This is a genomic window from Paenibacillus jepli, from assembly GCF_047238105.1.
GTDB lineage: Bacteria > Bacillota > Bacilli > Paenibacillales > Paenibacillaceae > Paenibacillus_D.
In genome coordinates, this window is record NZ_JBDFMD010000001.1 from 3,167,402 (window position 1) to 3,188,450 (window position 21,049).

21 protein-coding genes are annotated in these 21,049 nt (G+C 55.9%); 13 read left to right on the forward strand and 8 right to left on the reverse strand.

All coding sequences use genetic code 11. From position 1 onward, the window contains the following. Nucleotides 1-8: 8 nt before the first annotated feature. Together ABC336_RS13890 and ABC336_RS13895 are read right to left on the reverse strand one after the other, a co-directional pair. Nucleotides 9-1,817, reverse strand: coding sequence for a cache domain-containing sensor histidine kinase (locus ABC336_RS13890; protein ID WP_413239205.1), 1,809 nt, complete (start codon nt 1,815-1,817; stop codon nt 9-11). 284 nt (nt 1,818-2,101) lie between these two features. After that, nucleotides 2,102-3,808: a methyl-accepting chemotaxis protein gene (locus ABC336_RS13895; RefSeq protein WP_413242513.1), complete on the reverse strand. Its 1,707-nt coding sequence runs from the start codon at nt 3,806-3,808 to the stop codon at nt 2,102-2,104. 956 nt (nt 3,809-4,764) lie between these two features. On the opposite strand from ABC336_RS13895, the gene ABC336_RS13900 reads away from it, so the two are divergent. The 9 genes from ABC336_RS13900 to ABC336_RS13940 all read left to right on the forward strand — a co-directional run bounded on the left by ABC336_RS13900 (nt 4,765) and on the right by ABC336_RS13940 (nt 12,573). Beyond that, nucleotides 4,765-5,319: a helix-turn-helix domain-containing protein gene (locus ABC336_RS13900; protein ID WP_413239206.1), complete on the forward strand. Its 555-nt coding sequence runs from the start codon at nt 4,765-4,767 to the stop codon at nt 5,317-5,319. Beyond that, a complete protein-coding gene (locus ABC336_RS13905; protein ID WP_413239207.1) occupies nt 5,316-5,534 on the forward strand; it encodes a PLD nuclease N-terminal domain-containing protein in 219 nt (72 codons plus the stop codon). Before ABC336_RS13900 ends, ABC336_RS13905 begins: the two co-directional genes overlap by 4 nt. 1 nt (nt 5,535) lies before the next feature. After that, nucleotides 5,536-6,441, forward strand: coding sequence for an ABC transporter ATP-binding protein (locus ABC336_RS13910; protein ID WP_413239208.1), 906 nt, complete (start codon nt 5,536-5,538; stop codon nt 6,439-6,441). Then, complete coding sequence (locus tag ABC336_RS13915) at nt 6,438-7,223, forward strand: ABC transporter permease subunit (RefSeq protein WP_413239209.1); 786 nt, start codon at nt 6,438-6,440, stop codon at nt 7,221-7,223. Before ABC336_RS13910 ends, ABC336_RS13915 begins: the two co-directional genes overlap by 4 nt. A 192-nt stretch (nt 7,224-7,415) precedes the next feature. Continuing rightward, nucleotides 7,416-9,131, forward strand: a complete 1,716-nt coding sequence (locus ABC336_RS13920; RefSeq protein ID WP_413239210.1) for an extracellular solute-binding protein — start codon at nt 7,416-7,418, stop codon at nt 9,129-9,131. 96 nt (nt 9,132-9,227) lie between these two features. After that, complete coding sequence (locus tag ABC336_RS13925) at nt 9,228-10,118, forward strand: ABC transporter permease (RefSeq protein WP_413239211.1); 891 nt, start codon at nt 9,228-9,230, stop codon at nt 10,116-10,118. 80 nt (nt 10,119-10,198) lie between these two features. Continuing rightward, on the forward strand, nt 10,199-11,089 hold the full coding sequence (locus ABC336_RS13930; protein WP_413239212.1) for a carbohydrate ABC transporter permease: 891 nt from the start codon (nt 10,199-10,201) through the stop codon (nt 11,087-11,089). A 154-nt stretch (nt 11,090-11,243) separates the two neighbouring features. After that, nucleotides 11,244-11,633, forward strand: coding sequence for a tautomerase family protein (locus ABC336_RS13935; protein WP_413239213.1), 390 nt, complete (start codon nt 11,244-11,246; stop codon nt 11,631-11,633). 1 nt (nt 11,634) lies between these two features. Next, nucleotides 11,635-12,573 carry a hypothetical protein gene (locus tag ABC336_RS13940; RefSeq protein ID WP_413239214.1) on the forward strand — a complete coding sequence of 313 codons (939 nt, stop codon included), beginning with the start codon at nt 11,635-11,637 and terminating at the stop codon, nt 12,571-12,573. A gap of 82 nt (nt 12,574-12,655) precedes the next feature. On the opposite strand, the gene ABC336_RS13945 is transcribed toward ABC336_RS13940, so the two are convergent. The 6 genes from ABC336_RS13945 to ABC336_RS13970 form a co-directional block, all read right to left on the reverse strand. Beyond that, entirely contained in the window at nt 12,656-13,114 is a 459-nt protein-coding gene (locus ABC336_RS13945; RefSeq protein ID WP_413239215.1) for a DUF4267 domain-containing protein, read from the reverse strand. Between the two features lie 2 nt (nt 13,115-13,116). Then, a complete protein-coding gene (locus ABC336_RS13950; RefSeq protein ID WP_413239216.1) occupies nt 13,117-13,713 on the reverse strand; it encodes a TetR/AcrR family transcriptional regulator in 597 nt (198 codons plus the stop codon). Between the two features lie 243 nt (nt 13,714-13,956). Further along, nucleotides 13,957-14,412, reverse strand: a complete 456-nt coding sequence (locus ABC336_RS13955) for a GNAT family N-acetyltransferase (protein WP_413239217.1) — start codon at nt 14,410-14,412, stop codon at nt 13,957-13,959. 17 nt (nt 14,413-14,429) lie between these two features. After that, the gene (locus tag ABC336_RS13960; RefSeq protein WP_413239218.1) at nt 14,430-15,002 is read right to left on the reverse strand and encodes a TetR/AcrR family transcriptional regulator; all 573 of its coding nucleotides are present in this window, start codon (nt 15,000-15,002) and stop codon (nt 14,430-14,432) included. A gap of 48 nt (nt 15,003-15,050) precedes the next feature. Continuing rightward, nucleotides 15,051-15,656, reverse strand: a complete 606-nt coding sequence (locus ABC336_RS13965) for a GNAT family N-acetyltransferase (RefSeq protein WP_413239219.1) — start codon at nt 15,654-15,656, stop codon at nt 15,051-15,053. A gap of 202 nt (nt 15,657-15,858) precedes the next feature. Continuing rightward, complete coding sequence (locus ABC336_RS13970) at nt 15,859-16,155, reverse strand: YciI family protein (protein ID WP_413239220.1); 297 nt, start codon at nt 16,153-16,155, stop codon at nt 15,859-15,861. A gap of 94 nt (nt 16,156-16,249) precedes the next feature. Here ABC336_RS13970 and ABC336_RS13975 point away from each other — a divergent pair, with 94 nt between their 5' ends. The 4 genes from ABC336_RS13975 to ABC336_RS13990 all read left to right on the forward strand — a co-directional run bounded on the left by ABC336_RS13975 (nt 16,250) and on the right by ABC336_RS13990 (nt 21,036). After that, nucleotides 16,250-16,732, forward strand: a complete 483-nt coding sequence (locus ABC336_RS13975; protein WP_413239221.1) for a winged helix-turn-helix transcriptional regulator — start codon at nt 16,250-16,252, stop codon at nt 16,730-16,732. A gap of 192 nt (nt 16,733-16,924) precedes the next feature. After that, on the forward strand, nt 16,925-17,359 hold the full coding sequence (locus tag ABC336_RS13980; RefSeq protein WP_413239222.1) for an Hsp20/alpha crystallin family protein: 435 nt from the start codon (nt 16,925-16,927) through the stop codon (nt 17,357-17,359). A 241-nt stretch (nt 17,360-17,600) separates the two neighbouring features. Next, nucleotides 17,601-19,424: a cache domain-containing sensor histidine kinase gene (locus ABC336_RS13985; protein WP_413239223.1), complete on the forward strand. Its 1,824-nt coding sequence runs from the start codon at nt 17,601-17,603 to the stop codon at nt 19,422-19,424. After that, a complete protein-coding gene (locus tag ABC336_RS13990) occupies nt 19,399-21,036 on the forward strand; it encodes a response regulator transcription factor (protein WP_413239224.1) in 1,638 nt (545 codons plus the stop codon). Before ABC336_RS13985 ends, ABC336_RS13990 begins: the two co-directional genes overlap by 26 nt. Nucleotides 21,037-21,049: the final 13 nt, after the last annotated feature.

Consider the following 21,049-nt stretch of genomic DNA (forward strand, 5'->3'; position numbering starts at 1 on the left):
CCCCTGATCTAAGATAGCTGGTGCCTCGGCACAGTCGGACCTGCAGCCTCTGGGCCGCCATAAGGCACGGAGACCAGCAGCGGAATCGTGATCAGCGCTTCCGTGCCCTGCTCCAGTGCGCGCAGCTCAAAGCCGCCCTGGCCCTTGAACAGCAGCGCCAGCCGCTCCTGCAGATTGCGGATGCCGATCCCGCTGCTCCTGCGCGCCGACGGGCGATCCCGGGAAGCTGCCAGTCCGGCGCCGTTGTCACGGACCCGGATCATCAGCCGCTGCTGCTCCCGCTCGATGACGATATCGATCCTGCCCTCCCCCTCGATATGAGCGATGCCGTGCTGGATCGCATTCTCCACCAGCGGCTGGATACTCAGCTTGGGCACCAGGGCGTACGCCGTATCCGGCTCATAGCGGTACGCGACATCGAGCTTGTAGTTGAACCGCTTCTGCTGGATATGGACATAGGCCTGCACCAGCTCCAGCTCATCCTTCAGATGGATCATATCCAGCTCCGAGTTCAGACTCATCTCCAGCAGCTTGCCGAGCGAGACGCAGATCTCTTCGATGTCTTCATTGCGCTGGCGGATCGCGATCCATTTCATCGTGTTCAGCGTGTTGAGCAGGAAGTGCGGATTGATCTGCGCCAGCAGCATCTGGAAATGCACCGCCTCCTTCTGCCGCTCCTCCTCCTTGAGCCGTTGGATCAAGCCGTTCATATCATCCAGCATCGAGTTGAAGGTCCGGGTCAGATCCAGGATCTCGCCCCGGTACTTGTCCTGGGGCAGGCGGAGCCTCAGGCTCTTGCGGACCACATCCTTCATCTTGTTCTGCAGATGGGACAGCGGTCTGGTGATGGTGGAGGCGATCATGAAGGTCATGACGATAAACAGCACCATAAAGGCGATTGACGTGGCAAAAAACTGCCGCTTCAGCGCATCAATCTCATTGAACAAGACGCCGAGCGGCGTCCGGTTCACCATATACCAATCCAGGGTAGCAATATAGCTGTAATTAACCACCATCGCCGAAGCCCGGTCGATAAAATAGCCGTTCCCCTGCGTCTGGGCAATCTGCCGGACCGCCTCGTCCGTGAGGAGACCCTCTGCCCGGGACTGGGCGACATGCTCGCCATCAGCGGTCAGCAGGAAATATTCCTGGTCCGGCGATTGCCCGTGCAGCACAGACTTGAACCAATAGCTGTAATCGATGCTGATCCGGGCGACCCCGTAGGGGCGGTAGCTGCGGTTCGGATCCTTGAAAACGGTGTACATGGACAGCAGCCGTTGACTGGCGGACAAGTCGCTGGCGACATAGTTCTCTTCGTCGGTCACCCAGGCCGTGTTCTGATTATTGGTAAGCGCTTCCTGAAAATACCTGCCCTTGATCAACTGCTCGTAATCGAGCGCCCGGCGGGGCTGGTACGACGTATAGGTATTGCCCTGAAGATCCAGCAGCGTGTAGTACACGACTGGATTGAGCAGAAACAGGCTGTTGTTGATGCCGATAAATTTGGCCTCCATCGCGTGCTTGTTGTCGAGGATCGTGCCATTCTCCGGATGGAGCAGCACCTCCCGGACCGCCGCATCCTGCTCCAGCATAATCCACGTCTTGAAGGCCATGTTCATCAGATCGTCCAGTGCGCCGATGATCTGCTGCAGCTGATCGTAGCTTTTCTCGCTGAGCTTCTGCTGCATCACCGCTTCGACCCGTTGATAATTGTAGAGATTCAGAATGCTGAACGGCAGCAGGATCAGCACCAGAAACGCCGTAAACAGCCGATATTTTAATTTTTGAGGAAATAGCAGACGCAGCTTTTCCAGCATGCTTCAACAGCTCCTTGAGCATCGATGATGAGCGCTTCTTATCGAAGCTCCTTCATTATATCATCCCTTGCCCGCTCTTCGGCCCGGCGCCGTCAATTGCGAAGTTATGTTGCATAGGCCGGCTGTGTATACACAGATTTGTTCTATTACCCTGTTCAATCCCTGCTGCAGCCCGCCTCCACTGCCCGGTTGCAGTCTAGCCTGCTCACATACCAATCAGGCCCGCATCACTTGAGGCGTCTGCCTCCGATGACACGGGCCTGCCCTATAGATGATCCCCGCGCTTACGTCCGGAACCGCTCGACCAGCTCATCGAGCCGGCGCGACGTCTGCTGCATCGCATCCGCCGACTGGCGGGTGCCGGCGATGGCGCCGCTCTGCTCCTGAGAGTCCGCTGCGATGGCCAGGCTCTGCTCCGCCGTACGGTTGGTCATCCGCGCGATCTCATCGGATGCCGCCGTCGCCTCCTCGGCAGCCGCAGCCATCTGCTGGGCCGAGGCCGAGACGCCATGCATCTGCTCCGCGACCCGGTCAACCTCGGTCATGATCCGGCCAAACGTCTCCTGAGCCGCCCGGATCTCCCGGATTCCCTGCTCGACTTCCTGCTGCTCTGCCGCTACCGTCTCGCTCACTTTGTGGGTGCCCTCCTGCATCTGCGTGATCAGCAGATCGATGCGCTCCGCCGACTCGCCGGCCTCGCCGGCCAGCTTGCGGATCTCCTCCGCTACTACGCTGAAGCCTCTGCCATGCTCCCCTGCGCGTGAGGCCTCGATCGCTGCGTTGAGCGCCAGGATATGCGTCTGCTTGGCGATTCCGCGGATCGTGCCGATGATCTGGCCGACCTCCTCCGAGCCCCGCGCCAGCGCGCTCACTTCCTCATCCACCGTACGTGAAGTGGCATGAATCACTTCTACCTGATGCACCGCCTGCGTGATCGCCGTCTGGCCCATCAAGGCGGCATCTCTGGCCGACTGCGAGGCATCGGCGACGACGGAGGACGATTCGGCGACCCGGTGGATACCGGCGCCGACCTCCTCCATCGCGCGCGCCGCCTCCGACGCGGCGACCCGTTGAAGATCCGCATCGCGGCTCATCTCCTCGGTGCGCCCGACGATCCTGCCGCCGACTGCCGTCGCCGTCGCCGTCCGCTCCGTCAGCAGCTCCGAGGATTCCCGCATCAGCGCCGCGCTCGATTGGATACTGCCGATCATCCCCCGCAGGTCGCCGACCATCTGGTTGAAGCCGCCGGCCACCAGAGCCACCTCGTCCCGGCCCTTGACCGATACCGCCGCTGTCAGATCTCCGCTCTGCACCAGCTGCATGGCAGCGGTCAGCCGTTTGATCGGCTGGATGATCAGCCTTGCCAGCAGTGTGATGATGGCCAGCGCGGCCAGGAGCACGATCCCGGTGATCAGGATGATCCGGCTGCGGTTCTGCTGGAGCAGCTCATACACATTCTCCGCATCGAAGTCTGCTCCCAGCACGCCAACCAGCGTCTCTCCATCCATAATCGGAACATAGGTCGTGATAGTCGCATCGTAGGTGTCGTCCTTGGTCAGCGAGCCCACATAGGTCTGCGCGTTCTCGAAGACCGGGATCATATCGGCGATCTCCGTCTCCACCTCTCCCAGCTCGGAGAAATCATCGGCATCCGTTCCTTCAGGCATACCGTCCACCACATAATAATATTCAGAGCCCTGCGGGGTGTCCCGCATCGCCATCGTATACAAGTATTTGAGTCCATTGGTCTCCCGGAGTTCATTGAATTGGCTGCGCAGCTCATGGTAATAGGCATCCGGTCCCGCCTCCGGAGTAATCTCCCGGTACCGCTGCAGATCGATCCGCGAGACAGCCGTCTCTGCGATGCTTCTGGCCTGCTCGCCCAGCGAGCTGACGACCAGCTCCTCGGCCGAACGAGTGATCACGTAACTGACGATAACCCCCGTCCCTATCATTAGAATACTAAAAAACAACACCATGCGTACCAGCATGCTTCTCACGTCGATCTCCCCCCGCTCCCATTATAAGGCTTATTATGGTAAACAGCACGAGAAATTTCGACAGAACCTGGCATGATAGGGGACAAAGGTCTTGCGACTATGGACTCCCTCCCAAGATGATAATCAAGAGGGGAGAGCCTCCTGCCTCCGCCTGCCTGAGCCGGGTCATCCGCGAACAGTCGCACAGCTGCTCGGCCTTGGGAAGCGGCAGGTGAAGGACTGCTAGCTAGATTGAGTTGTGTCACTGACAGCTCCATCTTATCCGCGCTTCAGGGACAGCCTCCCATCGATGCCGTCCATGTCTCGCTCATGGGTAATTCTCCTCATTGCAAGTTTTTCTCACTTGCATCCCCCCTTTAACCGGACGTTTCGTCCTACCCGACTCCTACGCTGGCTATTCTTCCCCACTACCGACTATGCCGCATCTCCTCATATGCTCGTCCGGGCTGAGACCCATTCAATATGAAATTTCATACTCGTTTGGCTGATTTCCCCCGAAAACGTGAAATAAGCACGAAATATCGTGTTCATTTGTCGATTTTACAGCCAATCGCCAAAATGAATATGAATTTTCGAGTTCATCGCACCAAGTTGAGGGTTTGCAACGGATTAGCCCAATAGAGCCCTGAAGCCCTGCCTCCGCCTGGAGCTGCTTCCTTACATAGCTCTGGAGGAACGTTATCTGTTGTGAGACGCTGCTTCCTGCGTCACCCAGCTCCTTGCGTGATGCTCCATCCCGTGCTGGCGGCATTTCATAAGCCCCACAGCCCGACGCGGGCTACGCCATCTTTGCGCGCGCCGCTCCCAGCGCGCGGGGGCCGGCGGCATGACGGCGGTCGGACGACCACATGCGGCCGCTCCCCTAATCTCCCCTTGCCAACACTCTAGCAATCTGATATTATCATTATCAATAATGATAACAACTAACCACAAAAGGAGCCTTGCCCATGCCCAAAAAAGCAGACATCCTGCTCCACCCGCTGCGGATGCGCATCATCCAGGAGCTGGTTGAAGGCACGCCGCTCACGACAACCGAGCTCGTCAAGCGGCTCAAGACTGTGCCACAGGCTACCGTCTATCGACATGTCCGCCAGCTGCTCGATGCGGAGTTCATCCAAGTCGTGGATACCAATCGGGTTCAAGGGACGCAGGAGCGCGTATTTGCCGTCATCAAAGAAAACCTCGCACTTCCCCAGAGTGAGATGGAAAACTCAACCAGCACGGAGCATCTAGCCTACTTCACTACCTTCACCGCGCAATTGCTGCAGCTGGCCGAGGCTTATATGAGCAGCCGCTCGCCCAAGCATTTCGCTGAGGACGGATTCGGTTATTGGCAGACGCCGATGCACATGACGGACGAAGAGTTCCATGCCTTCACCGTCAAGCTGCAGGCGCTGTTGCGAGAAGCAGCAGCACTCCCGCCGTCGCATGGCCGACGCACCCGGATGTTGAATACGATTATGATCCCCAAACCTGTCGAAGGAGGTGCAGATCAGACATGAAGATCAATACGGTATCCTACGAAGAACTCATGAATTGGCTGCCTTTGCTGATTCCTCTCGTCCTGCTCCAGCTCATCCTGATCGCCATCGCCTTGCGCGACCTCATCCCGAGCACGCGCCCCAAAGAACAGAAGTGGCTGTGGGGCATCGTCATCTGCTGTGTGACGCTGCTCGGACCGATCGCGTATCTGGTCGCCGGCCGAAAGGGGTATTGAGATGTCCTTACTGCAAGTAACCAATCTGCGCAAGTCTTACCGCGACCAAGAGGTCGTCCGGGGGATCGATTTCACAGTCCAGCCTGGTGAATGTGCGGCCCTACTCGGGCCTAACGGGGCCGGGAAGACGACGACCATCAAGATGCTGACCGGCATCACCCGGCCAAGCAGCGGCGAGATTCGTTTTCTGGGCAAACGTGATGAGGCGATGCGCGAGAAGATCGGCTACCTCCCGCAGCACCCCACGTTCTATCCGTGGATGACCGGCGAGGAATTGCTGCGGTTCATGGGCGGGTTGTCCGGCATCGAGAAGAATGTGCTGGAGCGGCGGATCCGAGAGCTGCTGGCGACAGTCGGACTGGAGCAAGCGGCTCGCAAACGCATCGGCACTTACTCCGGCGGCATGAAGCAGCGGCTGGGCATCGCGCAGGCGATCATCCATGAACCCAAGCTGCTGATCATGGATGAGCCTGTCTCAGCGCTCGATCCGCTCGGACGCAGAGATATGCTGGAGCTGCTCAAGTCGATCCGGCAGCGGACGACGATTCTCTTCTCCACCCACATCCTCCATGATGCACAAGAGCTGTGCGACCGGATCTGCATCCTTCACCGCGGCTCTCTGGTATCCAACGGCTCGATTACCGATCTGCTCGCCATGCATCAGCAGCCGGTGTTTGAGATCCAGGCGCCGGATAGCAACCGCTGGGTCGCCGAGCTGGCACACCAAGAGCTGGTCACAAGCATCGAGCAGCACGGTCCGCTCGTCCAGGTACATGTAGCTGACATTGATCGCGGACGCCGCTGGCTGCTGCAGCGGATGCATGAGCTGGGACTGCCTGTCCAGAGGTTCGAGCTCCAACAGGAAAGTCTGGAAGATATCTTCATGAGGCTGGTGAACGAGACATGAGCCGTCTAACTGTATTACTCAAGAAAGAATGGCTGGAAGCGTCGCGCAGCTACAAGCTCATCTGGCTGCCCGTGGCCTTTATGATCCTTGGGATCCTCCAGCCTCTCAGTTCTTATTATTTGCCTGATATTCTGCGGATGGCGGGCGGGCTGCCGGAAGGCATGGAGCTGATGATCCCCGAGCTGAGCGGAGAAGAAGTACTGGCGTCCGCGCTGAGCGACCAATTCGACCAGCTCGGTATGATGATCCTGGTCATCAGCTTGATGAATATGGTAGTCGCCGATAAGAGCAGCGGCATGCTTACGTTTATGCTCACCCGGTCCACTACATTGTCAGAGTATCTGGCCAGCAAGTGGATCGCCAACATGGTCTTGCTTGCCATGTCCCTTGCAGCAGGCCTGTTCATGGCCTGGGTGTACACAGCATTGCTATACAATACGGTAGCGCTATCTGCTCTGCTGCTCACTTTTGTACTCTATCTGCTATGGGGGGCGCTTGTCCTGAGCTTCACGCTCATGCTGGGCGCGCTGCTCACTCGGACCGCAGGCGTTGCCATTATAGGTATTGTCGTCGTAGTGACTCTAAAGATCGCCACGCTTGCTGGCGGATTCTGGCACACGATCAATCCGGCTTCGCTCAGCAGCCATGCCGTGCAGCTATTGACGACCGGAACCTTGCCTTCGGCAGCCGGACTGACGGCGTTAAGCGCTGCTGTGCTGGTGCTAGCCTGTATCGGGGTTGCCCACCGACATCTGTCCCGCGAGGAATTGCCATCCATGTGACGGGGTAGACTAATGTCTAACGTACAGGGGGTGAAATGTCCGATGCCCCTGTACTCCCCCTTGGAATCAGCCGACAAACGACCCCCTGAACACGAAACCGCTTTCTATCCTGGAAGGCGGTTTCATTATGTTACAGTTAGGATGTGCTTAAGAGGGACCGCAATACACTCGAACAGAAAGAAGGGGTGCACGATGAAGAAAAAATCTAGCCTGCTCGCACTTGTGCTGGCGTGCTCTGTTGTCATCGGAGCTTGCAGCAACGCGGGAAACAACACACCGCCGAATCAAACCGATACGCCGGACAATAATACGTCCGCTAACATGGAGCCTGCCGATCCGTTCGGCCGCTATGAAGAGCCTGTCACCATCAATGTTGGCATCGACGTGGATCCGACGGATAACGAGCTGCCGGCTGGAGACACGCCGATGGACAATCAATACACACGTCAAATCAAAGAAGCACTCAATGTTGAGGTTAATCATCACTTCGCTGCTTCGGGCCAAAACTATCGTCAAAGAATCAGCTTGGCGATTGCCAGTAATGACCTGCCCGACGCAATGGTTGTCAATGCCGTCGAGCTGCGTCAGATGGTAGAAGCCGACCAGCTGGCAGACCTGACCGAAGTTTATGAGAGATATGCATCGCCTGAGATCAGAGAGATTATCGAGAGCACCAATGGTGCTGCGCTTAATGCAGTCACATTCGACGGGAAGATCATGGGCATCCCTGGTGTCCAGGCCAATGCAGACGGCTACCATCTCATGTGGCTGCGCAAAGACTGGCTGGACAAACTGAATCTGGAGCCGCCAACGACAATGGCTGAGTTGGAAACCGTCGCCCGCGCTTTCGTCGAAGACGATCCGGATGGCAACGGTCAGCGCGACACGATCGGCATCACCGGTCCGGAGAGCGGCGGCAAGCTGTACGCCAACTTCCTGGAGTCCAAAAATAATCTGTACGGCTTTGATCCCATCTTCTCTGCCCATCATTCGTACCCTGGCTACTGGGTAGAAGGCGAGGATGGCAACCCGGTATATGGCTCGATCCTGCCGGAAACCAGAGAAGCGCTTGCCAGCTTGAGAGATCTGTATTCGAAAGGCTTGATCGATCCGGAGATGGCCGTCCGCAATAAAGCGGATGAACCGATCATCGCAGGAAAATCCGGCATTTTCTTCGCGCCATGGTGGATGGGCTACGGCCCGCTGACCAATGCCGTGAAGAATAATCAGGAAGCCAACTGGCAGGCATACGCGCTTCCGTTGGATGATGAAGGTGTGTTCAATGCCCATATCGCCACGCCTTCCACAGATTTCGTAGTCGTACGCAAAGGGTATGAGCATCCGGAAGTCGCCATGAAGCTGTCGAATAACCTGTTGAAACAGGAACAGGAGAACACGTTTGACCCAAGTAAGGGCGGTCCGGGCTACTATCCACTGCGTGTCGTTCATGCCCCATCCGACGAAATTGAATTTACAGTGGAAGCCACCCGTGAATTGCTGGCTGGCAATAAGACGGCAGAAGACTATCAGGACGCCAAAACCTACAAGCTTCTTCAATCCGATCTGGCCAGTATCAAAAGCATTAAAAACGAGCCTTACGATGTCCTGGATATCGAAACTTGGAACCCTGAGGCCAACTGGGGAGCGTGGACCCGTTCGTACTCCATCATGGTCGGCGGCAGTCCGCTCGTCGATACCAACATCAATGAAGTGCCAAGTCTGATCTATGAGCAGACGCCGATGATGGAAAACCGCTGGGTCAACCTGCGGAAGATCGAAGACGAGACGTTCCTGCGCATCATCATGGGAGCTGCGCCGCTTGAAACCTTCGACACCTTCGTCGAAGACTGGAAGCGTCAAGGCGGCGACCAGATTACACAGGAAGTAGCAGACGCGCTGGCAGAGTAATCTGAGGCGCATCACGCAAATCCATTACCAGAGGCCCCGGCGCCGAGCCGGGGCTCTGGAACATGCGCCGTAGGATGCGGGGAAAGGAGTGCCGTCATGCGAATGAAGGGTTTTGCCAAACATTATTATCTGATGCTGGTGCCGGGATTCCTGTGGCTGTTTGTCTTCAGCATCGTCCCGATGTTCGGCATCGTCATTGCATTCCAATATTTTAATCCCGGCAGAGGGATCTTTGGTTCGGACTGGGCCGGACTGGAGCACTTCCGGTATATGTTATTGCTAAGAGATACACAGGAAGTGTTCATCAATACGCTCGTAATCGCGTCCATGAAGATTATCGCCAATCTGATCGCGCCGCTGTTGTTTGCCCTGATGCTCAACGAGCTGCGCCTGATGATCCTCAGACGCTGGATTCAGACGATAGTCTACCTGCCTCACTTCTTATCCTGGGTTATCCTGGGAGGCATCGTCCTTGACTTGTTCTCCTACAACGGACCTGTCAACCAATTGACTGCGTTGTTCGGCATTCAGCCGAAGCTGTTTTTTGCAGATGCGCAGCTGTTCCCGTTCCTGGTCGTCACCACCGACGTCTGGAAGGAGTTCGGCTTCGGCACCATTATCTATCTGGCTGCTCTCACCGGCATCAATCCTGCTCTGTATGAGGCTGCCAACATCGATGGCGCGGGGCGCTGGAGAAGTCTCTGGCATATCACCTTGCCCGGGATCCGTACGACAGCGGTATTGCTCGCGGTACTCAGTCTGGGCAATGTGCTCAATGCGGGCTTTGACCAGATCTTCAACCTGTACAACCCGCTCGTCTACTCGACAGGCGATATCATCGACACCTGGGTCTATCGAACAGGCTTGCTTAACCTGCAATATGAGCTGGCAACCGTCGTCGGCCTGTTAAAATCGGTTATCGGCTTCCTGTTGATCTCGGTTTCGTACTATCTAGCCTACCGGTTCGTTAACTATCGCATATTCTAAAGGTTGTTCAAACCATCTGCTTTTGATCACCTTTTTCTACGTGATACAACTTATTCCAACTAGAGCAGGAGGTGCTGACCTTGGTCAGAGATCGGACGCTAGGCAACCGCGTGACCGATATTGTGCTGATTGTCATCCTGGTGGGCATTACCTTGTCATGCGTCCTGCCGATCTGGTATACGCTCTCGCTGTCGCTAAGCTCCAACTCTGCCGCTGCGGCCGGGCAGGTCTGGCTGTGGCCGGTGGATTTCAACCTCAACGCGTACACCCAGATTCTCAATGACAGTCAGTTTTTCCGGTCCTTTTGGATCTCGACCCAGCGCGTCCTGCTGGGGGTCTCGCTTAATTTCATCATCGTTGCGCTCATGTCGTACCCGCTCTCGCGGACGGCTGCGCAATTCAAGGGCCGCAATGTATTCATGTGGATCCTGATCTTCACCATGCTGTTCAACGGCGGGCTGATCCCGCTGTATCTGACCGTCAAAGAGCTCGACCTGCTGAACAGCATCTGGGCGCTCGTCCTGGTCGGCGGCGCACAGACGCTCGTGTTCAACATCATCCTGACGATGAACTTCTTCCGCAATCTGCCCAAGGAGCTGGACGAAGCCGCCCTCGTCGATGGTGCGGGACCGTGGTATACGCTCTTCAAGATCTACATCCCGCTGGCCGTGCCGGTGCTGGCGACCGTCTCGCTGTTCAGTATCGTCTACCACTGGAACGAATTCCTGTACGGGCTCGTCTTCATGACCCGGGAGCAGTTCTACCCGCTGCAGACGTACATCCAACAGCTCGTCGTCTCGGTCGACCCTTCGACGATGTCCGAGGATCAGTACCGCCGCTTGGCCGAGCTGTCCAACCGGACGCTCGACGCCGCTAAGATCTTTATCGCGATGCTGCCTGTCCTCATCGTCTATCCGTTCCTGCAGCGTTTCTTCATTCACGGGATTACGCTTGGTTCGGTCAAAGAGTAGGCTGCGAAACCCCGCCCCGCTTCCTTTGTGAAGCGGGGTTTTTGCGTATTTTGTGTACAAAGCCGCATCGACGGGCTGTCTGTTTTGTGAGAAAATGACATCAGACACAGTCAAGCTGCAATCGGCAACCTAGCACATAGAAAGGGGCATCCTAATGGCCCAGGTCAAAATCTACGGTCTCAAAGATAGTCTGAACCCCATCAAGGCCCAGCTGTCCAATCTGATTCACGCGGCGGCAGTGACCGCCTTCCATCTGCCTCCGGAGAAGCGATTTCACCGCTTCTTCCCGATGGAGCCGGGTGATTTCATCTATCCCGCCGACCGTTCGGAAGCCTATCTCATCATCGAGATCAGCATGTTCGAGGGACGGACCGCAGCCGCCAAAAAACAGTTCTATGCGTTCCTCTTCCAAATGATCCACGAGAAGCTGAACATCGCTCCACAGGATGTGGAGATTACGATCACGGAAACGCCTAAAGCGAACTGGGGTATCCGCGGCACTGCCGGTGATGAGCTGACGCTCCCTTACCGGGTGGATGTGTAGCATGCTGAAGCCGATCAATGAACAGCTCGCCGATCTGCGTCTGATGGTGCGGCACCAGCAGAACTGGAAGGAGAGGCTAGAGCGGATCGTGAAGGAGATGGAGCCTTACCGGCAAGAGATCCGTTCTCTGCGGAGAAGGCTCGAAGAGGAAGCGGCAGATGGGACACAGTCCGCGCAGCAAAGCTTCGGCAGGATGGTGCTGTCTCTGCTGAGCGGCGGCAGACGCCGTCTGAGCAAGCGTCAAGCGGAGGCACTGCGGATGAAGCTGCAGCTCGAAGAGGCCGAGGACACGCTCGCCTTTCTCGAGCGCGAGCGCGCCGAGCTGATCGCCAAGCTGGCCGATATCGGCCAGGCGGATCGCCGTTACGAGGAGCTGCTGCTCCAGAAACGTCAGCTGATCCTCGCGCACTTTCCTGACCTGGCCGGGCAGTTGGAGCAGCTCACCGATCAAGAGAATACACGGTTGGCAGATTGCAAGGAGCTGGAGGATGCGCTGCGGATCGGCCAAGGAGTTATCTATGATCTGGAACGGGCTTCTCAGGCGCTCCATGCGGCAGAAAATTACGGGAACTGGGATATGCTGGGCGGCGGGCTGATGGCGGGCGTCGCCAAGCACGGCCACATCGATTCGGCGCGTACGGCTATCCACGCCGCCCAGGACGGACTGCGCCGCTTTGCGGAGGAAGTGGAAGATGTCAATCGGGACATCCAGATCCGCATCGAGGTCGGCGGCGCGCTCACCTTCGCGGACTTCTTCTTCGACGGGCTGACCTTCGACTGGATCGTCCAGGGACGCATCCATTCTTCCCAGCAGGAGGTGCTCCGCAAGCTGTACCAGCTCAAAGGCATCGTCAATACCCTTACGCGAGAAGCTGGTTATGCGCAAGGTCAATTGCTGGACATACAGGGGAAGATCAAGGCGTTAATCGAGAACAGCTGAGTAGAACAAGCTGGCTGAAGCGCTGTTTGTTGGCTGACGGCAAGAAGAGCGCTAAGGTGCCACCATGCCTGTTGTTAAGCATTCATAACGCTTGGGTCTGCTCCGACTCGGCAAACGAGCCCGATCGACGGAGCTCATGCCATAGCCTCCACGCAACGCACAACACGAACAACGCCGTAATAAAGTGCTGCCAGCTGTCCTTTACTTCCCCGCCATACTGGGTCAACACCCATATACCATCCAGCAGAGGAATCGTCGCAGAGACGAAAGCAAAGGCAAGGAGCGCTTTGGGCATTCTGCAGAGCAAGAACACTACAATGGCCAAGCCTACAGCCAGATCGCGTGTTGCCTTCACACGCACAAAGCCGCTATCCTGGCTACTCACAATTTCCAGCCCGAAGGCTTTGGAAGCTGCCTGCGGCTGGATAAACCCGTTGATACCCAAAGCTATGAGTCCAAGTGCGCAGAGGACAGTCAACCAAAACGACAACGATCTTGGTCCCCAAGCCGGAAGAACCTCATTTACAGCAATAGTTTTCATGATTACTCCCTCTCTCTCAACGGTTCAATCATGCTCAATACAGCTTGCAATGCCAATGCCTCCGCTTCCTTCTGTCCCCCATACAGTCTTCCCGCCAAGTAAAGGGAGGAGATGCCATGCAAGGTCCCCCATGTGGCGTATACGAAACGCATCAACTCTTGCGGATCAACATGCGGAAGCAACTGAGCGAGGACATGATGGCTAATCTCTCCTATGCACATACCTTCCTGCCATGTATCCTGGACACCGAAGGGTACACCATCCATTCCGTACATAATGCGATAATATGCGCTGTTCTCCCACGCAAAGCGGCAGTATGCTGTGGCCAGCGCCTCCGCCTTGGCTTGCGCTTCATGCTGCTCCTGGACGGCCTCCTCAAGCTGCCTGGCCAACAAGTCAAAGCCCTTTCGCAATAACGCAAGCACAAGTTGGTCCTTGTTGTCAAAAAGCTCATACACCTTGGTAGTGCTGTATTCGATCTGCGTCGCAATGCGACGAATGCTTACCGCAGACCAGCCTTCCTCTTGGGCTAAGCCCAGCGCTGCTTGCAGTACTTTTTCTCTCAGAAGTAGCTGTTCGCGTTCACGACGGTCAGACAAATTGCACCTCCTCCTACGAAATATAACACTGTTTTATTTTATAACACTGTTATATTTATTTCAACCCTTTTTACTTTTTTCTCCATAGTATGCCTAGGGTCGGACCCTAGCTGGCCGCAGCTTCACATTACAGCGTTCCTAATGCTTGCAGACACTCGCTCGAGGGCTTCGATGTTTAAAATACAAAAGACAGGCTCATCGCCTGTCTTTTATACGCTGTATGCAGATACAATCGCTACATCCCTAAAAAGCCAACCGGCGGATAATCTCCCGCTCATCCCGGTCCACTTCCTCGAATCCGAGGAACGCATATAACCGGGCGGCCTGCTCGTTGTCGGGCCGGTGACCCAGTACGATGCCATCGCAAGCATGCGTGTCCTGGATATGGCGCACCAGCGCCTCCATGCCGGAACGCCCGAACCCGCTGCCCTGATAATGCTGATCGATCATATACGCCATGATCCAGTAGCTTCCGTCATCGGGATCGCAGGCGTAGACGGTATACCCGACTAGTTGCTCCTCAGCATACAGAGCCAAGGGCGTGAACCCGCAGTAGGCCGACTCTGCCAGCCAATAGACCGCAGGTACAGGAAAGAGCTGCTGCTGCTGCTCCGTCACGGTGAGCTGGGTGCATGCATACCAGTTGGTGTGGTCGATCGGACGCAGGGTGACGGCTGGCGTATTGCTTTTAGTTATCATACGGTATCATCACTCCTTTAGTCCTGATCGACCAAGCCATACAGCACAATCTCGCACATCGCCCTCATGCCCGATTCAAAGCTGACCTGCTGCCTTGCCGTATACTCATAATCCAGCAGCTTGACCAGCGTCTGGTCCAGCATGAGTCGGAGGATCGTCGTATCGACCTTGCGCAGTGCGCCATTCTCGATCCCCTGCTCCACTAGCGCAATCAAGTCGTCCCACATCGCATGGATGTGACGCTCGGCTTTGGCCCACTGCTCGGGGTAGTGGCGCTGGAAGTCATCCGCATAACGCAGCAGCACGCCGATGTGATAGCTGTCCGGGACGTTGCTGAAATACAGCTCGAACTTCTCCTTGAACGAATAGCTCTCATTGTCCAAAATCGCCGCGTCCGAACGCTCCATGTCTGCAAATATAAAATCGATCGTCTTGTCGATCATGTCATGCTTGCCGGAAAAATAAGCATATAAGGTGCGCTTGCTCGTGCCCAGCTCCCTAGCCAGGTCCTCGGTTGTAAAATGCGTGCCCTTCATACTAAGCAGCCGCAACAGCTTCAGGTATACATTTCTATCGATGTCTTGTGCCATGCAACCTCCTGTGAATCCCAGATCGTTGTCGCTGTTGATGCTTCAAGGTTACAACAGCTTCGCCATACGATACAAGAAAAAGGGCTTGCGGTTTATCTTGTCTACTACCGTATAGCCCAGACGCTCATACAAACGCCGTGCCGAGGTGTTGGTCTGCTTGACCGTCAAAGAGGTCTTGCGGAAGCTCTGCTCCCTGGCCGCTTCCTCAGCCTGATCCATCAGCTTCGTGCCGACCCCCATGCCTCTGCTCTCCGGGAGCGCGGCGAGCGACCCGATGTGGAACTCATCCTCCCGTCCCTCTTGCAGATTGGCCAGATTCCACATCGTCCGCAGATGCTGAACGGTGTGCGAGAGCAGCGGCCATCTGCGGAACTGGACAAGTGCCTTCAGGGTAGGCCAAGACAGCTTGTCGAGCATGGCCGCCGGATAGCAGGTAACGATCCCCAGCGTCTTCTCCCCAAGTCGTGCCTCATAGACGTAGCTGTGGCTGAACCGGTTATGAGGATGCCTCCACATCTGGATCATGGTCTGCTCGATCAGTGCCGGATCCGTCGTGCCGATCAGCGTATGCGTCACCTCTTCGAGCGCCATCATATTGAGTTGGGCCCCGACGACCGAATCTGCTTGCCCTTTAACAATCGTGATGTTGTCCATGAATGTCTGCCTCCTTGTAACTTTGGTACTGTAATAGTATTATTGGTACCATTATGCGTCACAAAGGAGCTTCTGTCAATCGACAACCTAAGTTATGCGGGTCTTCGCCCCCTCTACCCACTGCGTGGCAGAAATCCAGATGCGTGCTCTCATGAGCTAGGAGCACATAGAACAGTTCACGTGTTACCAGGCTCCTTCCGGCTTATAAAGCTTCAAGAATATCGATCTTGCCGCCGTACGGCAGCTCCGGCCAGTCAGCGGTCAACGATATCGCTGCTTCCAGCGAATCTGCCTCGATCAGCGACATGCCGAAGACATCGCCTTTGTAAGGCTGTACTTCATCCCGCGCGACCGTCACCCGTCCCTCTCCTGCGAACCGGACCTTCTCATGTCCGCCTTCCCGGATGCCATCAAGCCAGCTCCACAAGGCCGCAATATTATCCTCCCGCTCCGCTTCCGGCACCTCGCCGCCCCGGTAAATCATCATAAATGTTTTCATGCTTGTCACTTCCTTCCGATTATTTAAGTTGCAATTTGAAACTAAAGTAAGTATAATCAGTCTTATCAACAGAAGTCAAGAGGAGCATAAGTCTATGCCAAATCTCATCCCAAGCCGTCGTTCGGATTGTCCGATCTCGTTTTCACTCGATCTGTTGGGCGATTCCTGGTCACTGCTGATCATCCGGGATATCGTGTTTGCCGGCAAGCATACCTTTGGCGAATTCATCGCTTCCGATGAGGGAATCGCCCGCAACATTCTGACGAACCGGCTACTGCGTCTGGAGCATATAGGTGTCTTATCCAAGCAGCCTCACCCGTTAGACAAACGCAAGGACCTGTATCAGCTGACAGAGACGGGACTTGATCTGATCCCGATCCTGCTGGAGCTCTCTGCCTGGGGCGCCGCCTATGAGCCGGAGACATCAAGCGCTCGCATGTGGCTGGAAGGACTCCCTGTCGGCAAAGAAGAGCTGATACGCTTGATTCAAAATACTGTGCGCAGAGGAGGATCTGTATTCGCAGGACCGGACAATGTGATCGACCAGCTGGACAAACTGCGTTCGGAGAGCGTCTGAGTTCATCAGAAAAGGTCAGTAGGTCAAAAAAGGTCAAAATAAATGCGCGATTTGTTTTTATTTCGAAAAACCGCCTGAAACGCCGTCATATGGCGTTTTTTCGCGTTTTTCGAACGTTGAGCCGTTAGGAGAAACGGGATTATAATTATAACTGTAATCACCTAAAACTACATTTAAAAGGAGTTGGTTTTGATGTTTGATCTGATTCCGTTCCGCAAGCGTCAAGAGGATGTGTTCGGACAAATGCTGAAATCCTTCCATGATCTGACCGAGGATCACTGGATGTCTCCTTTCGGGGGGCACACCTTCCGCACCGACATCCGGGAAGAGAAGGATCGCTACCTGGTAGAAGCGGAGCTGCCCGGCATCGCCAAAGAAAATATCCACATCGACGTGGATAACGGCTACCTTACCATTCGCGCCAAGCGCGATGATTATACCGAACAAAAAGACGACGACAACCGGCTGATCCGGCGCGAACGCCGTTCCGGCGAATTCGTCCGCCGCTTCTACGTCGACCGTGTCGACGAGGACGGCATCGAGGCCAAGCTGGATCAGGGTGTCTTGAAGCTGGAGATTCCAAAGCGGCAAGGCCCGGATTCGCGCAAGCAGATCCGCATCCAGTAAGGATCCATACAGGGGCACGCGGAGTGACTTTCGATCCTGTGCCCGCGTTGCAAAGTTGCATATGGGCTAAAAAGAGCCATCAACCCGGCAAGCCTGCCGCCTGGTGATGGCTCTTCCTATGCTGTCGGACGACATAGGGAAACGGGACACCTGCCCTCCCTTCTATGGACTTGCTCATTGATGATTGTCCGTTTCTCGCCTATGATAGTACACATACTACATGCGAGTTGCGGAGGTTATTATGTTCAAGCGTTACTTCATACGGGGCAGCAGTATCCAGACCAAGTTCCTGATGGCTACCCTATTTGTCGTCATTGTACCCTTGGGCATCTTCGGCGTGATGGCGCTTCAGGTTTCCAAGCAAGTGATTCAGACTCAGGTAAGTCAGTCCCATCTGAAGATCCTCGGGCAGATTGCCGAGAAAACCGATATGGTCCTGGACGATATTGTATCGGTCTCCAATACCTTCTACCTCAACCCTAGGGTGATCAACGGTCTGACTACAGCCTACACGCCCGGGACCTATGATGAAGCGATGCTCCGCGCCACTTTTGAGGAGCTGCTGCGCAATGCAATCTATTCCTTTCACAATCTGCGATACGACGTCACGCTGCTCGGCCACAACGGTCTGCAGCTGTCCACCGATACGGAACTCGGGAAAGTAGACATGGCTCTGCTGCGTCAGGAGTCATGGTACGGCGACGCGGCCGCAGCGCATGGCCGCATCCTCTGGGTCGCCGACAGCGGACCGGCGCTAAGTCGCGCCCACCCGTCGGACAGTCCCTTTTACGCGATGCGGGTGAGCACCCGGTTTGAGAATGGCGCTCCCGCCGGTGTCGTCATGATCGGGGTCGAGGAAGGAATGATTATGGATCTGTACGCCGGCTCGGTCGATGAGAACCAGCAGATCATTATTGTCGATGACCAAGGATCCACGATTTCCGCCATGGACAGCCGTTTCGGGCAAGCACCCATCCGGAACCGGGATTATTATGCCAAGATCCGGGATTACGATTCGGGTTATTTTATCGATGACGAGTCAGGCCAAGCCCAGCTTATAGCTTTCCAGACCATCGACCGCACCGGCTGGAAGCTGGTCTCCTACACGCCTCTGCGCAGTGTGCTAGGCCATCTGGACCGTGCCCAAGCGATCGTCGTCTCCATGCTGCTCGCAGCAATGGTGATCTCCGTCGTTGCCTCCTACTTTATCGCCCGGCGGCTCGCGATACCAATCAAACGGCTGGCCTACAGCTTCGGCCGGCTGGAGACAGGAGATATGAGTGTGCGGACGGTTCCGCGCGGGAATGACGAGATCAGCCTGCTCTCCAGACGCTTCAATCAGATGGTGGAGCGCCTCGATTCGCTCATGAAAGAGTATCAGACCGAGCAGCGCCGCAAGCGTCATGCCGAGATGCAAGCGCTCCAATCGCAGATCAATCCGCATTTTTTGTACAATACGCTGGCATCGATCCGATTCATGCTGTACAAGCGGGACAAGGAGGCGATCGACTCGGTTATCGTCGCACTCGTCCGACTGTTGAAGCAGACCTTATCGCGGCAGGATGAATTGATCCCCATCGAGGAAGAATGGCAGATCCTGCACAATTACCTGTATATTCAACAAACCCGTCAGGGAGATCGCCTGCAAGTCCGATACGACGTTGACGAACGAGTCTTTCACTACTCCACCCTCAGGTTTGTCATGCAGCCCTTGGTTGAAAACGCAATCTTCCACGGACTTGAGCGAAAACGGGGAACCGGTACTTTGCTCATCAAAGGGTATATGGATGAAGGCGACGTCGTCTTTGAGGTGATCGATGATGGCGTCGGTATGAGCGAGACAGCGCTTCAGCGGCTCCGCGAAGGACATAATAAACACTCGGAGCTTACGCATGGCGGCGGTTATAGCAATGTGCAGGAACGCATCCGGCTGTACTTCGGCCCCCGTTACGGTCTAAGCATCACATCGGCCGAAGAGACCGGAACACGAGTCGTGCTCCGTGTACCTGCGCTGCATAAATGGGAGGAGGGAGCAAGACGTGAAGCTTTTGATAGTGGACGATGAGCCGATGATCCGGGAATGGTTCGGCATGACGGTTGAACGGCTCGGCGATCCGTATACGATTGTCGGAGAAGCCGCCAACGGCGAGGAGGCGCTAGAGTTCTGCGCCGCGCATGAGGTCGATCTGGTGGTGACCGATGTAAAGATGCCCGGTATGGACGGGCTAGAGCTGCTGCGTCATCTCAAAGAACGCTATCCCCAGCTGCGGGTAGTCATCTTCAGCTCGCATGACGAATTCCAGTTCGCCACTCAGGCCTTGAAGCTGGGGGCGCGGGAATATGTTCTCAAGGCGGAAATCACGCTTCATGAACTGGGCGAGATGCTGCAAAAAATTAAACGGGACCTGGATATGGAACAAGGCAAGCTGAATGAAATGGACAAGCTGCGTTTTTTTCTTAATCAGCACGAACTGGCGCTGCGAACCGCCTATTTCCGTGATCTCCTATTGGGGACGCCTGGTTCGGCTGAGCAGTTTCAAGAGAAAATACGATTGTTCAAGACCAACCTGACCGAGCGCAATCTGACTCTAATCGCGGTCGGCCTGATCCAAGGCTCCGCCGAACACCGCCCGCCGGCCATCCCGGATCCCGGCTTGCTGGAGTTAGCCGTGACCAACATAATCAACGAAACGGTACACAACGAGCTGGCCAGCGGCTGCTCCCTGCTGTATCGCGACGAGGTGTATGTCGTCCTGCTCAATGCGGAGGCTTCCGGCATGAAGTCGCGCCGAGAAAAGCTATTGCTCACTGCCACCCGGATTGCTGAAAATCTTCAGCGCTTCGTCAAGGTCGAGACGGCCATCGCGATCAGCACCACCTACAGCGGCCTGCAGTATCTGGGAGAGCAGTTGAAGGAAGCGTGCGATGCGCTCGATAGCCGGTTATTCTACGGTCAGAGCGGCATCGTCATTCCTTCTACAGACGTCTACCCTCCCCGCTCCGATACCGAGACCGGGCCCGTCTACAGGCTGCGCGACGAATTCTGCCAACAGTTGGAGGCGGGCCGGCTGCAGGAGGCGCAAGACAAGCTGCTGCAGCTGCTGCAAGTGATCGGCGAAGCACGGCGGATGGCTCCGAAGCAGACCAAGGCGGTCATCCTCGATCTGATCTACAAGACGATCGCAGAGGCCCGCAAACAGTCCGTTCCCCCGGAGCTGCTTGACAGCGTCTACGGCGACGCCCATTGGCATATTCAGCAGATACATTATCACCGGCTCATCCCGTGGACGGAACAGGCCATCACCCGGATTTTCGACGAAATTGCTCAGCACCGCCGCAAGTATGGGGAAGCGGTGCGGAAGGCTTGCGGATACGTCGAACAGCATTTCGGCGAAGAAATTCTGCTGCAGCATATTGCCGAACACGTGCATCTGAGCAGGACGTACTTCAGCGAGCTGTTCAAAAAAGAGACGGGCGTAACTTTTAATGAATATGTGACGGGCGTCCGCATGGAGAAGGCGAAGATGCTGCTCAAGGAACAGCCCCTCAAGGTATCAGAAGCCGCTGAACGGGTAGGATATGGAAATACAAGCCACTTTATCAAGTTGTTTAAAAAGCATACGGGCTTCTCGCCAATGGAGTACATGGCCTCCCATCACGGCACCCGGCCCCGTTAACACCGCATCCGGC

Excerpts from the sequence above, each read along its gene's own strand:
- ABC336_RS13890 (WP_413239205.1), bottom strand. The coding sequence starts at position 1,817 with ATGCTGGAAAAGCTGCGTCTGCTATTTCCTCAAAAATTAAAATATCGG.
- ABC336_RS13895 (WP_413242513.1), bottom strand. The coding sequence starts at position 3,808 with ATGCTGGTACGCATGGTGTTGTTTTTTAGTATTCTAATGATAGGGACG.
- ABC336_RS13900 (WP_413239206.1), top strand. The coding sequence starts at position 4,765 with ATGCCCAAAAAAGCAGACATCCTGCTCCACCCGCTGCGGATGCGCATC.
- ABC336_RS13905 (WP_413239207.1), top strand. The coding sequence starts at position 5,316 with ATGAAGATCAATACGGTATCCTACGAAGAACTCATGAATTGGCTGCCT.
- ABC336_RS13910 (WP_413239208.1), top strand. The coding sequence starts at position 5,536 with ATGTCCTTACTGCAAGTAACCAATCTGCGCAAGTCTTACCGCGACCAA.
- ABC336_RS13915 (WP_413239209.1), top strand. The coding sequence starts at position 6,438 with ATGAGCCGTCTAACTGTATTACTCAAGAAAGAATGGCTGGAAGCGTCG.
- ABC336_RS13920 (WP_413239210.1), top strand. The coding sequence starts at position 7,416 with ATGAAGAAAAAATCTAGCCTGCTCGCACTTGTGCTGGCGTGCTCTGTT.
- ABC336_RS13925 (WP_413239211.1), top strand. The coding sequence starts at position 9,228 with ATGCGAATGAAGGGTTTTGCCAAACATTATTATCTGATGCTGGTGCCG.
- ABC336_RS13935 (WP_413239213.1), top strand. The coding sequence starts at position 11,244 with ATGGCCCAGGTCAAAATCTACGGTCTCAAAGATAGTCTGAACCCCATC.
- ABC336_RS13940 (WP_413239214.1), top strand. The coding sequence starts at position 11,635 with ATGCTGAAGCCGATCAATGAACAGCTCGCCGATCTGCGTCTGATGGTG.
- ABC336_RS13945 (WP_413239215.1), bottom strand. The coding sequence starts at position 13,114 with ATGAAAACTATTGCTGTAAATGAGGTTCTTCCGGCTTGGGGACCAAGA.
- ABC336_RS13955 (WP_413239217.1), bottom strand. The coding sequence starts at position 14,412 with ATGATAACTAAAAGCAATACGCCAGCCGTCACCCTGCGTCCGATCGAC.
- ABC336_RS13960 (WP_413239218.1), bottom strand. The coding sequence starts at position 15,002 with ATGGCACAAGACATCGATAGAAATGTATACCTGAAGCTGTTGCGGCTG.
- ABC336_RS13965 (WP_413239219.1), bottom strand. The coding sequence starts at position 15,656 with ATGGACAACATCACGATTGTTAAAGGGCAAGCAGATTCGGTCGTCGGG.
- ABC336_RS13970 (WP_413239220.1), bottom strand. The coding sequence starts at position 16,155 with ATGAAAACATTTATGATGATTTACCGGGGCGGCGAGGTGCCGGAAGCG.
- ABC336_RS13975 (WP_413239221.1), top strand. The coding sequence starts at position 16,250 with ATGCCAAATCTCATCCCAAGCCGTCGTTCGGATTGTCCGATCTCGTTT.
- ABC336_RS13980 (WP_413239222.1), top strand. The coding sequence starts at position 16,925 with ATGTTTGATCTGATTCCGTTCCGCAAGCGTCAAGAGGATGTGTTCGGA.
- ABC336_RS13985 (WP_413239223.1), top strand. The coding sequence starts at position 17,601 with ATGTTCAAGCGTTACTTCATACGGGGCAGCAGTATCCAGACCAAGTTC.